Annotated in this window: 14 protein-coding genes; 8 read left to right on the top strand and 6 right to left on the bottom strand. The window is 64.1% G+C overall.

From position 1 onward, the window contains the following. Positions 1 to 4: 4 nt before the first annotated feature. The 3 genes from MVC20_RS15795 to MVC20_RS15785 are packed head-to-tail and all read left to right on the top strand — an operon-like array spanning position 5 to position 3,132. A complete protein-coding gene (locus tag MVC20_RS15795; RefSeq protein WP_297543106.1) occupies positions 5 to 964 on the top strand; it encodes a dihydrodipicolinate synthase family protein in 960 nt (319 codons plus the stop codon). After that, positions 955 to 1,869, top strand: coding sequence for a proline racemase family protein (locus MVC20_RS15790; RefSeq protein WP_297543104.1), 915 nt, complete (start codon positions 955 to 957; stop codon positions 1,867 to 1,869). Before MVC20_RS15795 ends, MVC20_RS15790 begins: the two co-directional genes overlap by 10 nt. Before the next feature lie 21 nt (positions 1,870 to 1,890). Beyond that, complete coding sequence (locus tag MVC20_RS15785) at positions 1,891 to 3,132, top strand: FAD-dependent oxidoreductase (protein ID WP_297543102.1); 1,242 nt, start codon at positions 1,891 to 1,893, stop codon at positions 3,130 to 3,132. Positions 3,133 to 3,261: 129 nt separating this feature from the next. Here the strand turns inward: MVC20_RS15785 and MVC20_RS15780 are convergent, their stop codons facing one another. From MVC20_RS15780 to MVC20_RS15765, 4 genes are all read right to left on the bottom strand, one after another. Then, on the bottom strand, positions 3,262 to 3,984 hold the full coding sequence (locus MVC20_RS15780; protein WP_297543100.1) for an amino acid ABC transporter ATP-binding protein: 723 nt from the start codon (positions 3,982 to 3,984) through the stop codon (positions 3,262 to 3,264). Next, positions 3,977 to 4,630, bottom strand: coding sequence for an amino acid ABC transporter permease (locus MVC20_RS15775; RefSeq protein ID WP_297543098.1), 654 nt, complete (start codon positions 4,628 to 4,630; stop codon positions 3,977 to 3,979). Before MVC20_RS15775 ends, MVC20_RS15780 begins: the two co-directional genes overlap by 8 nt. Before the next feature lie 12 nt (positions 4,631 to 4,642). Then, positions 4,643 to 5,308, bottom strand: a complete 666-nt coding sequence (locus MVC20_RS15770; protein WP_297543096.1) for an amino acid ABC transporter permease — start codon at positions 5,306 to 5,308, stop codon at positions 4,643 to 4,645. Between the two features lie 75 nt (positions 5,309 to 5,383). Beyond that, positions 5,384 to 6,190, bottom strand: a complete 807-nt coding sequence (locus tag MVC20_RS15765) for a transporter substrate-binding domain-containing protein (protein ID WP_297543094.1) — start codon at positions 6,188 to 6,190, stop codon at positions 5,384 to 5,386. Between the two features lie 176 nt (positions 6,191 to 6,366). Between MVC20_RS15765 and MVC20_RS15760 the strand changes: the two genes are divergently transcribed. Then, a complete protein-coding gene (locus MVC20_RS15760) occupies positions 6,367 to 7,881 on the top strand; it encodes an aldehyde dehydrogenase (NADP(+)) (protein ID WP_297543092.1) in 1,515 nt (504 codons plus the stop codon). Between the two features lie 70 nt (positions 7,882 to 7,951). Here the strand turns inward: MVC20_RS15760 and MVC20_RS15755 are convergent, their stop codons facing one another. Further along, positions 7,952 to 10,198 carry a DEAD/DEAH box helicase gene (locus MVC20_RS15755; protein WP_297543090.1) on the bottom strand — a complete coding sequence of 749 codons (2,247 nt, stop codon included), beginning with the start codon at positions 10,196 to 10,198 and terminating at the stop codon, positions 7,952 to 7,954. Between the two features lie 175 nt (positions 10,199 to 10,373). Here MVC20_RS15755 and MVC20_RS15750 point away from each other — a divergent pair, with 175 nt between their 5' ends. Continuing rightward, a complete protein-coding gene (locus MVC20_RS15750; protein WP_297543088.1) occupies positions 10,374 to 11,534 on the top strand; it encodes a M20 aminoacylase family protein in 1,161 nt (386 codons plus the stop codon). A gap of 10 nt (positions 11,535 to 11,544) precedes the next feature. Here the strand turns inward: MVC20_RS15750 and MVC20_RS15745 are convergent, their stop codons facing one another. After that, complete coding sequence (locus tag MVC20_RS15745) at positions 11,545 to 12,915, bottom strand: cytochrome P450 (protein WP_297543086.1); 1,371 nt, start codon at positions 12,913 to 12,915, stop codon at positions 11,545 to 11,547. Positions 12,916 to 13,033: 118 nt separating this feature from the next. On the opposite strand from MVC20_RS15745, the gene MVC20_RS15740 reads away from it, so the two are divergent. The 3 genes from MVC20_RS15740 to MVC20_RS15730 form a co-directional block, all read left to right on the top strand. Beyond that, the gene (locus MVC20_RS15740; RefSeq protein WP_297543084.1) at positions 13,034 to 13,771 is read left to right on the top strand and encodes a hypothetical protein; all 738 of its coding nucleotides are present in this window, start codon (positions 13,034 to 13,036) and stop codon (positions 13,769 to 13,771) included. 88 nt (positions 13,772 to 13,859) lie between these two features. Beyond that, on the top strand, positions 13,860 to 14,378 hold the full coding sequence (locus MVC20_RS15735) for a hypothetical protein (RefSeq protein WP_297543083.1): 519 nt from the start codon (positions 13,860 to 13,862) through the stop codon (positions 14,376 to 14,378). A gap of 137 nt (positions 14,379 to 14,515) precedes the next feature. Then, a partial coding sequence (locus tag MVC20_RS15730; RefSeq protein ID WP_297539853.1) for a GTP-binding protein occupies positions 14,516 to 14,642 on the top strand: 127 nt, incomplete at its 3' end.

Genomic DNA, 14,642 nt, shown 5'->3' with positions numbered 1-14,642 from the left:
CCCCATGAAGAAAGACGTCTTTCACGGCACCATCCCCGCCCTGCTGACCCCCTGCACCCCGGATCGCAAACCCGATTTCGACGCGCTGGTGCGCAAGGGGCAAGAAATGATCGCGGCGGGCATGTCGGGCGTGGTCTATTGCGGCTCTTGCGGCGACTGGCCGCTCTTGACGGATGCCGAGCGCATGGAGGGGGTCGCGCGCCTGACGGCGGCGGGCGTGCCCGTGGTCGTGGGCACCGGCGCCATCAACACCAAATCCGCCGTGGCCCATGCCGCCCACGCGCAAGAGGTGGGTGCCGCGGGCCTCATGGTCATCCCGCGCGTTCTGTCGCGGGGGCTGTCGGTGGCCGCGCAGCGCAACCATTTCAAGGCCATTCTGGATGCCGCCCCGGATGTGCCCGCCATCATCTACAACAGCCCCTATTACGGCTACGCTACCAAGGCCGATCTCTTCTTCGCCCTGCGCGCCGAGCACAAGAACCTCATCGGCTTCAAGGAATTCGGTGGCAAGAATGATCTCAGCTACGCCGCCGAACACATCACCCACCAGGATGATGATGTGCTCCTGATGGTGGGCGTCGATACCGAGGTCTATCACGGCTTTGTCAAATGCGGGGCGGTGGGGGCCATTACCGGCATCGGTACCATCTTCCCCAAAGAGGCGCTCTTGCAGGTGGCTCTGTCGCGTCGCGCGGCAGAGGGCTGCCCCGAGGCCGATCAGCGCGCGCGCGAACTGGCAGAGGCGCTGCATGTCATCGCCAAGTTCGACGAGGGCGTCGATCTCGTGCTCTATTTCAAGCATATGATGGTGCTGAAGGGCGAAGAGGAATACCGCCTCAACATCAATGAAACCGATGCGCTTTCGCCCTCTCAGGCGCGCTTCTGCGAGGCGCAGTTCCACCAGTTCAACACATGGTTCGCCACTTGGGTGAAACAGGGCGGGGTGATCGCTGAATGCATGTGATCGACAGCCACACTGGCGGCGAGCCGACGCGCGTGATCCTCGATGGGGGGCCGGACCTTGGGTCCGGTCCCCTCTCCGAGCGTGCCCGGCTCCTCGCCTCCGAGCATCGCGATTTCTATCAATCGGTCAGCCTTGAGCCGCGGGGCCAGGTGGCGATGGTCTGCGCCCTTCTGGTGCCGCCCACCGATTCGACCTGTGTCACCGGCGTGATCTATTTCGATGCCGAGGCGGTCCTCGGCATGTGCGGTCACGGCACCATCGGTCTTGTCGTGACGCTGGCGCATATGGGCCGGATCAAACCGGGCACGCATCGGATCGAGACACCCGTGGGCATTGTCACCGTCGATCTCATCGACGCCAATACCGTCACCGTCACCAATATCGAGAGCCGCCGCACCCATACCGGCGTCACGGTCGAGATTGAGGGTATCGGCACGGTTTCTGGCGATGTGGCCTATGGCGGCAATCTCTTTTTCCTTGTCGATCCCAGCCCCGTTTCCGTCCATTCCGGCAATATCCGGGCGCTGACAGATGCCACCATCGCGGTGCGAGAGGCGGTGCAGGCGCAGGGCATCGACGTGGATCATGTGATTTTCTACGGCCCCTCCGACGATCCGCAGGCCCATAGCCGCAATTTCGTCCTCTGCCCTGACAATGCCTACGACCGGTCGCCCTGTGGCACCGGCTGTTCGGCGCGTCTGGCTTGTCTCGCGGCCGAGGGGCGGCTGGACGCGGGGCAAGAGATTGTGCAGGAAAGCGTGATCGGCAGCACCTACCGGCTGTCCTATGCTCCCGGTCCGAACGGTGGCGTGATCCCCTCGATCACCGGGCGCGCCTATGTCATGGCCGACAGCACGCTCCTCTTCGATCCCAACGATCCGTTTCGCAACGGCATCCGTCTCTGACCCTTACGGCAAAGGTGCCCCATGGCGCGCTCTGAAATCCTTGTCATCGGTGCCGGTATCATCGGCGTCACAACTGCGCTTGCGCTGCAACGCGATGGCCATGCCGTGCGCATCCTCGACCGCAAGGGCGTCGCCGCCGAGACATCGCGCGGCAATGCCGGGGCCTTTGCCTATACCGACATCGAACCGCTGGCGACGCCCGGCATTCTGCGCAAGGCGCCGAAATGGTTGCTCGATCCGCTGGGGCCCCTGTCCATCCCGCCGGCCTATGCGCTGCCACTCCTGCCGTGGATGCTGCGCTTCTGGCGGGCAAGCTGGCGGGATCGCTACGCGGCGGCGGTGGCGGCACAGGCCAGCCTGATGCACCAGTCCCGCGCTGCGCTGGAGCGGTTGATCGCGGATGTGTCAGGCGAGCCGCTGATGCGCCGCGAGGGGCAGTTGCAGGTCTACGAGGGCGAGGCCGCCTATCGCGCCAGCCTTCCGGCATGGAACCTGCGCCGCCAGCATGGCGTGCGCTTCGACCTCTTGCAAAGCCCCGGTGCCCTGGCCGAGATTCAGCCCGGTCTCAGCCCGCGCTTCACCCATGCGGGCTATACACCCGACTGGATGAACACCGTCGATCCGGCGCGCTGGACCGAACATCTGGCACAACAGTTTGTGGCCGCAGGCGGGCAAATCGACATCGCCGATGTCCGCGCGCTGCGGCAGGTGGGCGAGGGCGTCGAGGTCGAGACCGCCACAGGCAGCATCCGCGCCGATCAGGTCGTCTTGGCGGCGGGGGCCTGGTCGCACCATCTCGCGCGCAGCTTGGGCGACACGATCCCGCTCGAAACCGAGCGCGGTTATAACACCACCTTTCCCACAGCCAGCTTCGATCTGCGCACCCATGTGACCTTTGCCGATCACGGCTTTGTCGTGTCGAAAATCGGCGACGGGCTGCGCGTGGGCGGGGCGGTGGAACTGGGGGGCTTGCGCCGCGCGCCCAATTACAAGCGCGCCGAAACGCTCTTGCGCAAGGCGTGCGATTTCCTGCCGGGGTTTGACCCGCAGGGCGGCACGCAATGGATGGGCTTTCGCCCGTCGCTGCCCGACAGCCTGCCGATCATTTCACGCGCGCCGCGCGCCGACCGGGTGATCTATGCCTTTGGGCATGGGCATCTGGGGCTGACGCAATCGGCGGGCACGGCGGAACTGGTGGCGGCCCTTGCCGCGCGTCGCGATCCGGCGATTGCGCTCACCCCATTCGACGCGCGCCGCTTCTAGAGCCGGGGGCGTCTGCTTGCCTTCACATCGCCCCTGCCCCCGAACCGGGGCCTCTATCCAGCCCCGGCAAGGTCCGGGGTCCAGCCCGGGACGTGTGCGGTGTCGATCGCTGCGCCGTCGCCAGCCCGCTCAGCGCACGTTGGCGAGGAACTTTTGCGTCTCCGGATGCTGCGGATCGTTAAAGAGCTGATCCGGCGCGCCAATCTCGGCCATGATCCCCTGGTGAAAGAACGCCACCCGGTTCGATACATCGCGGGCAAACCCCATTTCATGCGTGACGCAGATCATGGTCATGCCTTCTTCGGCCAGCATCTTGAGGGTTTCCAGAACCTCGCCCACAAGCTGCGGATCAAGCGCCGATGTCACCTCGTCAAAGAGCATGTAATCAGGCGACATCGCCAGCGCGCGCGCAATCGCCATGCGCTGCTGCTGCCCGCCCGACAGGCGCGAAGGATAGGTCGTCAGCTTGTCGCCCAACCCCACATGGCGCAATTGCTTTTCGGCAATGGCCTCAGCCTCTGCCTTGGCCATGCCCAGCACCTTGCGCGGGGCCAAGGTGACGTTTTCCAGCACGGTCAGATGCGGAAAGGCATTCCATTGCTGAAACACGATCCCCACCTTGCGCCGCAGCTTGTTGAGATTGGTGGATTTGGCATGCACCTCGGTGCCGTCGATGGTGATCCGGCCCGAGTCAATCGGCTCCAGCCCGTTGATACAGGTCAGCAGGGTCGATTTGCCCGACCCCGAGCCGCCGATGACGGTGACAACCTCGCCCTTTTGCACCGTCAGGTCGATCCCCTTGAGAACCTCCAACTCGCCAAAGGATTTGCGGACATTCTGGATCTCAATCATTGGACCACCTTTTTTCGAGATAGCCGCCGAAACGGGCAAGCGGGAAGCTGATGACAAAATAGAACGCACCGCAGATCAGCAGCAGGAACAGCGGCTCTTGCAGGCGGGTGATCAGGATCTGCGTGGATTTCAGCAGCTCCGTAACCTGCACCACATAGACAAGCGCCGAGTCCTTCATCACCCCAAGCGCCAGACCGATCCACGAGGGCAGCGCCACGCGCGTGGCCAGCGGCAGCACGATATAGCGCATGTCCTGACCCCATGTCAGGCCCAACGAGCGCGCGGCGCGGCGGGTGATTTCGGGAACCGCATCAATGCCGCCGCGCACGATCTCGGCGCAATAGGCCGAGGTGTAGAGCGACAGCACGATGCAGGCGACGGTAAAGCCGGAAATCTGAAGCTGCAGCACCATGCCGACAAAGGCATTGCCCAGAACAAGCTGGATCAGCAGCGGCACCGAGCGGAAAATATCCAGCACAAAGGTCAGCGGCGCAGACCAGATCGGACCAAGCTGCACCCGGATCACCCCAAAGAGGATGCCCAAGAGGGTGCCGATGATCACCGAAATCGCGGTGACAAGGATCGTGATCCCGGCACCCTTGGCGAGAAACACGAGGTCATTGGCGGTGAGGGCGGTGTCAAACATGCGCGTGCCCTCTCAATACCGGAACAGCCGCGCCGCAATCAGGCGGCCGCCGAGGGTGATGGTTTTCGTGATCAGGTAAAAGATCACGGCGGCCAGAGCGAAAAGCTCGAAGGTGCGGAAGGTCAGCGCATTGAGATCCTGCGTCACCCCGTAAAGATCGCTGTTCATACCCACGGTCACGCCCAGCGAGGTCATGAGGATCGCCCAGACCATCTGATTGGTCATCGGCAGGAACGAGATCCGCAGCATCTGTGGCGCGATGATATAGCGAAAGGACTGCAGTTGCGTCAGGCCCAGCGACCGGCCCGCCCGCGTCTGTGTATCCGGAATGGCCTTGAGCGCGCCGCGAAAATTCTCGGTCAGATAGCCCGCGTTGTTAAAGGTGATGCCGATCAGGATCGACACGAAAGGGCTGAAATGGATGCCGAAACTGGCCACGCCGAAATGCGCCATGTAGATTTGAAACAGGGCAGGGGTATTGCGCGCGATTTCAACCCAAGTGGTCGCAAAGGCCATCAGCGGGCGTGATCCCGATAACCGAAAGATGGTGAGCAGGATCGCCAGCGCGATGCCGAGAGCCATCGACAGGACCGCGATCTCCATCGTGACCAGCGCCCCATCGAGCATCTGCGGCAAGCGGTTGAACGCCTGTTTCCATTGGAAAGTATAGTCGAACATCAGTTCACCCTGCCCCTTGGTGAAATAGCAATTGGCGGCGCGGGGTATCCGCGCCGCCAATCCTTGCGCAGGCTATCAGCGATAGGTGTTCGGCACCACCAGTTTCGGCACTTCGCCGCCAACCCACTTCTCATAGAGCTCGTCATACCGGCCGGTGCGCACCTGCTGGTTCACGAAGAGATTGAGATAGTTGAGAAAGCCATATTCGTCCCGCTTGGCAAAAAGCGCCACATAGTCGGTGTCGAACGGGGCAAAGCCCACCACGGAGATGTCCTTGTAGTTGCCCGACTGCACATTGGCCTGCGCCACGGTCGAGGTCGAGACGGTGGCGTCAAGCTGACCCTGGCTCAGTGCCAGGAACACATCGGCCTGCGTCTGGTAGGGGCGGAATTCGCCCTCGCCCCATTCCTTGACCTGCGCCTCGAGCGCGATCGCCTCATAGGTGCCTGCAACCGCGCCCACGGTGTGGCCCTTCATCCCCTCGTAAGAGGTGATACCGGTGCCGCTATTGGCGGTCACGGCCATTTCAAAGGCGAAATAGGGGATCGAGAAGCCGACCGTCTTGGCCCGCTCCAGCGTGTCCGAGGTCGAGGCCACGCCCACATCGACACGGCCCGACATCAGCGCCGGAATACGCTCGGGGAACGGGGTTTCGACGATTTCGGCTTCCACGCCGAGGGCTGCAGCCAGATCGTTGCAGTAATCGACGTCAAAGCCGATGGGCACGTTGTTGGCGTCGCGCATCCCCATGGGCGGGAAGTCGAGCACGACCGCGCAGCGCAAGGTGCCAGAAGAAATGATGTCGTCAAGCTTGTCCGCCTGAGCAGTGCCGGCGATGCTGGTCATACCCAGCAGGGCGGCGAAAAGTGCCGTTTTTTTCATTGGTGAAGCCCTCTCTGTTGATTCTTTCTTCAGCATGAGGCCTTTGGTTCTTTTTTGCAATAATTTTCCTAAAAGAAAAATACTGGCATGTCGGGAAAAAAATCGTTAAGCCGTGAAAATCCCGCATCGAGCGCCAGATCGCGTTCGGTCATTCCCATGGACTGAAAGGATTTCCCATGAGTTTCGCACCGCATGGCAAGCATCTCATCGCAGGCGCATGGATCGGCACACCGGAGACATTCCTGTCCGATCCGGTTGAGGGCGCGGCGCGGGCATTCTCCGTGGGCACGCCAGAGCTTGTGGATCAGGCCTGCCGCGCCGCAGAAGAGGCGTTCTGGGTCTATGGCGCCAAAACCCGCGCGGAGCGGGCGCAATTCCTGAACGCCATCGCCGATGAGATCGAGGCGCGCGGCGCGGAGATCACCGAAATCGGTACGCAGGAAACCGGCCTGCCTGCCGCGCGGCTGGAGGGCGAGCGCGGTCGCACCACCGGGCAATTGCGCCTCTTTGCCGACCATATTCTCAAGGGCGATTACCTCGACCGCCGCCATGATGCGGCGCTGCCGGATCGCAAACCCCTGCCGCGCCCCGATCTGCGGATGATGCAGCGGCCCATCGGGCCGGTTGCGGTCTTTGGCGCGTCGAATTTCCCGCTCGCCTTCTCCACGGCGGGTGGCGACACGGCGGCGGCGCTTGCGGCGGGCTGCCCGGTGGTGGTCAAGGGCCACGGCGCGCATCCCGGCACGTCCGAGCTGGTGGCCGAGGCAATCCATGCCGCGATTGCCGCTTGCGCCATGCCTGCGGGGGTATTCAGCCTCGTGCAGGGGGGCAATCGTGCGGTGGGGCAGGCCTTGGTTCAGCATCCCCTGATCCGCGCCGTGGGCTTTACCGGCTCGCTGGCGGGGGGGCGGGCGCTCTTTGATCTATGCGCGGCACGGCCCGATCCGATCCCCTTCTTCGGCGAATTGGGCAGCGTCAATCCCATGTTCCTCTTGCCAGAGGCGATGGCCGCGCGCGGTGCCTCCATCGCGACGGGCTGGGCCGGGTCGCTGACCATGGGCGCAGGCCAGTTCTGCACCAATCCTGGCATCGCGGTGGTGATCAAGGGACCAGAGGCCGACGCCTTTGCCGAGGCCACCCGCGCAGCCCTGAGCGAGAGCGGGGCGCAGGTGATGCTGACAACCGGAATCGCTGCGGCCTATGCGACGGGCGCGGCTGAGATGGGCGCGCAATCGGGCGTGCAAGACCTCTTGACCGCGATGTGTGACCAGCGTCAGGCCAAGCCCTTTCTCTACCGGGTCGCGGCTCGGGACTGGCTCGCCAATCATGCCCTCAGCGAAGAGGTGTTCGGCCCGCTCGGCCTGATCGTCGTGGCCGAGAATGCCGAGGAAATGCTCGCCGTCGCGCAGAGCTTCAGCGGCCAGTTGACCGCCACCTTGCACATGGATGCCGCCGATACCGACATGGCCCGCCGCCTCTTGCCGGTGCTGGAACGCAAGGCCGGTCGTGTGCTGGCCAATGGTTTCCCGACCGGGGTCGAGGTCTGCGATTCCATGGTCCATGGTGGGCCATATCCGGCCTCGACCAATTTCGGCGCAACCTCGGTCGGCACCCTGTCGATCCGCCGTTTCCTGCGTCCCGTGTGCTATCAGAACATCCCCGAGGGCCTCTTGCCCGAGGATGCGCACTGACCGTCACGATCTCGCAAACGCGCAGGCCGGGAAAATCCCGGCCTGATGCTTTTCAAACAGTTGGATGCGCTTACGGCTTGCCGCGTTTGGGCGGGGTGGTGCCGCCGAAACCGGCGCGGGCCTTGGGCGCAGCACCCTTGCCCTTGGGTTTTCCAGCGCCGGGTTTCCCGGCCGCGCCTTTGCCCGCGCCCGGTTTGCCGGGCTTTTTCGCCGCTCCGGGCGGCACAAAGCGCTTGGAGGTGTCGGCTGCCAAATTGGGTCTTGGCGCGGCGGGCTCTGCATCGCGCCCAGCCGGGCGCGCACGCGGTTTGTCAAAGGGCTTGTCCGCCGCTTTGGCCCCCGGCTTGCCAAAAGGCTTGGAGCCGGGTTTGCCCTCGGCCTTGCCATAGGGCTTGCCGGGTTTGCGATCGCCTGCGGGTTTGCCAAAGGGTTTGCTCGCGGGCTTTCCGGCAGGCTTGTCACCAGACCACGGCTTTTTCGCCGGGCGCGGCGCATCGCCAGCCTCTGCGCGCGGCTTGCGGTAGGGGGTGACAGTGCCATCCTCGACCGCGCGGGCCATCGCGGCGGGCGGTGCGCCTGCCGGTTTCGGACGCGGCTTGGGGGCAGGGCGCGGGCCGTTGTCGCGGGCGGGGTGATGCTCGCGGGATGCCTTTTGCTCGCGCGGCGCACGGGCCGGACGGTCCTCGCGCGGGGCGCGGGGGGCGCGCTCGGGGCGGTCTGGGCGCGGGGCTGGGCCGAACTCGGGGGCTTTGTCCAGGGCTCTGGCGCTGATGCCCTCATCCAGTTGCCCACCCTCGCCAAGGGCTGACATGAACCCCGGAACGGCGGCTTCGGCCAATTCGACAAAGGTCTCCGAGGCTTGCACGCGGATGGCGCCAATCGCGGATTTGTCGAGATTGCCGGCCCGGCACAAGAGCGGCAGCAACCACCGCGCCTCGGCCCGGTCATCATTTCCAACCGACAGCGCGAACCAGCGGCTTGGTCCAAAGGCCGCGCGCTCGCGTGCCGGGGCGGGTGTGCCGGGCGCGCTCAGTTCCTCGGGCGCGGACCAGCGCGATTTATAAAGCCGCAGATAGGCGGCGGCGATCACCTCGGGACTGTGCAGCGCCAGCAGTTCGGCGGCAAAGGCGCCTTCGGTCTCGGACGGGGTTTCGGACCAGACCGGATCGGACAAAAGCCGCTCGCGATCCTTTGCTTCGATATCCTCGGGCGTGGGCGGCGTGGTCCACTCGGCGGTGATCTTGGCGAATTTGAGCAGGCGCTCGGCCTTCTTGGCTGCTTTCACCGGCACGATGAGGGCGGAAATGCCCTTGCGCCCGGCGCGGCCCGTGCGGCCCGAACGGTGCAACAACCCTTCGGAGTTGCTGGGCAGTTCGGCGTGAACCACCAGATCGAGATTGGGCAGGTCGATGCCGCGCGCCGCCACATCGGTGGCCACGCAGACCCGCGCGCGCCCGTCGCGCATCGCTTGCAGGGCATGGGTGCGCTCGGACTGGCTGAGTTCCCCCGAGAGCGAGACCACGGCAAAACCGCGATTGGAGAGGCGCGCCGTCAGCCGGGCCACCATGGCGCGCGTATTGGCGAAAACGATTGCATTCTGCGCATCGTGATAGCGCAAGAGGTTGATCACCGCCCCTTCGGCATCCTGCGGCGCGACGGTCAGCGCCTGATAGGCGATGTCGGCATGTTGCTTGGCCCCGGTCAAGGTCGTCACGCGCTGCGCGTCGCGCTGAAACTGCTCGGCCAGTTTGGCGATCATCGGCGGCACGGTGGCCGAGAACATCAGGGTCCGGCGATCCTCGGGTGCGGCGGCCAGCATGAACTCGAGATCTTCGCGAAATCCCAGGTCAAGCATTTCGTCGGCCTCGTCGAGCACAATCGCGCGCAGGCTGGTCATATCCAGCGCGCCGCGATTGATATGGTCGCACAGCCGTCCGGGCGTGCCCACGACGATATGCGCGCCACGTTCCAGCGCGCGCCGCTCGTCACGGGCATCCATGCCGCCCACACAGGTAACCAGCCGCGCGCCCGCTTCGGCATAGAGCCAGCTCAATTCACGCATCACCTGCAACGCCAGTTCGCGCGTCGGTGCCACGATCAGCGCAAGCGGCGCTGCGGCAGGCGGCAGGCGGTCCTCGTCCCCCAGCAGCGTGGGCGCAATCGCAAGGCCAAAGCCCACGGTCTTGCCCGATCCAGTCTGGGCCGAGACCAACAAGTCAGAGCCGGCAAGCGCGGGGTCCGTCACCGCCTCTTGCACGGGCGTCAGGGTTTCATAGCCGCGCGCGGCAAGAGCATTGGAGAGGGCAGGCAGGATCATGAGAGAGGTCGGTTCCGAAAAAGGGGTGCGGCTTGCGCGTCAAGCCGCGACGCATAGCTCAGTCACGCGCAGTTGTATACGGCAAATGCGCCAGCGGGGCAGGGCCCCTTGTGGTCGCACCGGGATTGCGCCACGGTAGGGCAAAACCCCGAATTTGCGAACAGGAGGCTGACCGATGCCCGTCAAGAACCGCTTTGCCGAATTGCACTCTGACATAACAGAATGGCGGCGCGACATCCATGCTCACCCCGAAATCCTCTACGAGACCCATCGCACGAGCGCGCTTGTCGCGGAGAAGCTCAAGGCGTTCGGATGTGACGAGGTGGTGACAGGCATTGGCCGCACCGGCGTCGTGGGGGTGATCAAGGGGCGCAGCACGTCCTCGGGGCGTGTGATCGGCCTGCGCGCGGATATGGACGCCCTGCCCATCCATGAGGCGACGGGCGTCGATTATGCCAGCAAGACTCCCGGCGCGATGCATGCCTGCGGCCACGACGGGCATACCGCCATGCTGCTTGGTGCGGCGCAGTATCTGGCCGAGACCCGCAATTTCGATGGAACGGCCGTTGTGATCTTTCAACCCGCTGAAGAGGGCGGGGCAGGCGGGCGCGCGATGTGCGAGGATGGCATGATGGACCGCTTCGGCATTCAAGAGGTCTACGGCATGCACAACTGGCCGGGCCGTCCCGTCGGCAGCTTTGCCATCCGGCCCGGTGCCTTTTTCGCTGCGACCGACCAGTTCGACATTGCCCTCACCGGCAAGGGCGGGCACGCCGCCAAACCGCACGAGACCGTGGACACGACCGTCATGGCCGCGCATCTGGTCACGATGCTGCAGACGATTGCCAGCCGCAATGCCGATCCGGTGGATCAGGTGGTGGTGTCGGTCACGTCTTTTCAGACGTCCTCGACCGCGTTCAACGTGATCCCGCAGGGCGTACATTTACGCGGGACAGTTCGTACCATGAGTCCGCAAATGCGTGATCTGGCCGAGACCCGCATCCGTGCCCTTTGCGAGCATGTGACGGCAGGCTTCGGTGGTCGCGCCGAGGTCAGCTATTACCGGGGGTATCCGGTGATGATCAACCACGATGAGCAGACCGAGTTCGCTGCCTCGGTTGCGGCCAGGGTCAGCGGTGGTTGCGATGAGGCCCCCTTGATCATGGGCGGCGAAGATTTCGCCTTCATGCTCGAAGAGCGCCCCGGTGCCTATATTCTCGTGGGCAATGGCGACACGGCGATGGTCCACAGCCCCGATTACAACTTCAATGACGAGGCGATCCCGGCTGGCTGCAGCTGGTGGGCAGGGATCGTGGAAGAGCGGATGCCGGCCTGAGGCGCGCCGATCACATCGGCTCGGCCATCAGCCACACCCCACCCTGGGGCCGCAGCGTCAGGATCATCACCGGGTCGGGGTCACGCCCCGGCACCGGGGTAAACCGGAACCGGGAAAGCAGGGTGGCAAGGATGATCACCGCTTCCTGCAGCGCGAAACTGGCCCCGATGCAGATGCGCGGCCCGTCGCCAAAGGGCAGGTAGGCGTAGCGCTCTATCGTCTTGCGGTCGGCAAAGCGGTCCGGATCGAACCGGTTTGGCTCTGGCCACAACAGGTGGTTTCGGTGAAGCGCGTATATCGGAATAATCACGGTATCACGGGGTCTTATCTCGCGACCGCAGAGCGTATCGGCCACCTGCGCGGTGCGCGATATGATGCCCGCAGGCGGATAAAGGCGCAGCGCCTCGTCGATGATCTGGCGGATATAGGGCAGGCGGGCCACGTCTTCGCCGGTGGCCGCGCGCCCGCCAAGCACGGATTGCGCCTCGGCACGGGCGCGGTCCTGCACGGCCTGGTCATAGGCGCAGAGATAGAGCGACCAGCCCAGTGTCAGCGCCGTCGTTTCGTGCCCCGCGACGATGAAGGTCAGCAGGTTATCCCGCAACTCGGGCGTGCTCATCCGGCGTTTCGTCTCCGGGTCCTCGCCCTCGAGCAAGAGATCAAGGAGGTCAGGCACGCCCTCGGACCCGCGCTTGCGCCGGGCCTCCACAGCCTCGTCGGCCACGCGTTTCATCTCGGCCACGGTGCTGCCCGACATCACCCGCCCCGGACGCGGCACCCAGTCCGGAAACCCGAGAATGTCAAAGAGCGAGATCTTGCCCGCCTCGGCAATATAGGCGTCGATGCCGCGATGTACGGCGTTCACGTCGAACATGCCGTCGCCGGAAAAGGTCACATCTGCGATCACATCAAAGGTGGTGCGCACCATCTCGGCGGCCATATCCACCGCACGCGGGCCTGCCGCCGCCACACGTGCCGCGCTCCGTTCTGCGGCGGCGGTCATGATCGGCGCAAGATTCATCACGTTGCGATGCGAGAATACCGGCGCCGCCGTGCGCCGCTGCCAGCGCCAATGCGCGCCCTCGGCGATAAAGAGCGACTCGCCAATGGCAGGGCGCAAGAGGTTCTTGGTGACTATGGATTTCGGGTAATTGTCGAGCTCTTCCAACAACATACGCCGGATTGCGCCGGGGTCCATCACCATGTGCCAACGCTTGCCGGTGCGACCCGAGACCATGGGTTGCCGTGTTGCAATCTCGGGGATGATCGACAGAATATTGCGCCGCGCCGCCTTGAGGCTGGCCAGCACGCCCATGGGCTCTGTCACCAAGGGCACATGCACGGGCGTGCGGTCGAGCGTCTGTTGGGGGATCGGGGGCATTGGGCACCTCTAGGCAACTGCCATTTAGATAGGGCACGGGCGGTGCGGGGGCAAATGATTGCGCAGACGCCTTGTCTGGGCTATCCCAACCCGAACTGTCAACCTTGGGGAATTCCTGATGATCCGTTTCCTCGCGCTCTTCGGGCTTGCCCTGATGGCCGCCTGCACCAATCCCAACGATTTGGACGAAGCCCCGGCCTATCTGGGCAATTTCCATCTTGGGCATAATGTGGTGGTGGCCCCGAACCTGACCAAGGGGCCCGCCTCGCGCGAGGCATCCAAAGAGGAATGGATCGCGGCGATGACCGATGCCATGACGGATCGCTTCGGGCGCTACGAGGGCACCAAGCTCTATCATCTGGGGGTGAGTGTCGAAGGCTATGTGCTGGCCATTCCGGGCGTGCCCTTGGTCGCTTCACCAAAATCGGCGCTGATTCTGAATGTCACGGTCTGGGATGATGCGAAGGGCGGCAAGCTCAATACCAAGCCGCATCTCGTGACGGTGGTCGAGAGTTTCTCTGGCAATACCTTCCTTGGGTCGGGCCTCACGCAGAGCAAGGAAACCCAGATGCTGAACCTGACCCGCAACGCCGCCAAACAGATCCAGAACTGGATGGTTCAGCAGAACAACGAACTCGGCTGGTTCGAGGATGACGGCGTGCCGGCGAATGAGAAAGAGCGCCCGGAGGCGCAGGAGGAAGCAGCGCCGCAGGCCGAGGCGCCCACCGTTGCGGCCACTGAATCCGAGGAAGCGCCCGCATCGGCCTTGGCGGAAACCCAAAACGCCGCCGAGTTGGCCAACGCCGCTGCCGAAGTGATCGAGGAGCCGGAGGTGGTCCCACCGCCCGCGGAATAAGCGGGCGCGCGCGCGCCTGACTGCCCCTTGCGGGCATCAAGGGGCTTTGCTAAGGCGTGACGAGAGGTAGTCAGGGGTTGTTTATTTCATGAAATTCAATGCCATCGCGATCACGGCGAGCGCGCTCGCTCTGCTTGCCGCCTGCACTGCCCCTCAACAGCAGTTGACGAAAGCCGGAGAAGCGCTTGATGTCGTCGCCGTCAAGGTCGATGCATCCCGTGCAAAGAAAACCTTCGGTTCGGCGTTCAGCCTCGATGTGGCGCGTGCCGAGGAAATCGCCGAGAAGGTGATCGCGGCCCGTCTTGAGGCCGTGGATACGGACGGCGCGTCGCCAGTCACTGTCAGTCTTGACCTCCAGATGCTCTATCTCGCGGGTGGGGTCTATGTCTTGCTCGGGTCGACCACGAGCAGTTCGAAAGGGACGTTGGCCGTAACCCGGCAGGGCACGGATACGCCACTCGTGGCCGAGACCGCGCTTACCGCGATAGGCGAACGCCGTTTCGGCGGCCTGGCTGGTGTCGTGCTTCTCAAGGGGCAGGAGACCGAAATGGCGCAGGTTTCCGCAAGCTTCGCCGAGAAGATCAGCCTGGTTCTGTTCGGTCGGTAAGGGGCGGTGCCGGGCAAGACTCCGACTACTGCGGGTCCAAGCCAAGACCCGCTTGATTTCCACGTGATAACCCAATAAACCGCGCGCGATGAAACTCGGGCCACCCTGGCCCCCCAACTGACAAGGCGTCCTGAGATATGGCAAAGGAAAAGTTTGCACGTAACAAGCCGCATGTGAACATCGGCACGATCGGTCACGTTGACCACGGCAAGACGACGTTGACGGCGGCGATCACCAAGTATTTCGGCGAGTTCCGGGCCTATG

It is taken from the genome of Roseovarius sp., from assembly GCF_027019125.1.
Lineage (GTDB): Bacteria > Pseudomonadota > Alphaproteobacteria > Rhodobacterales > Rhodobacteraceae > Roseovarius.
This window is presented reverse-complemented; position numbering and strand designations above follow the sequence as displayed.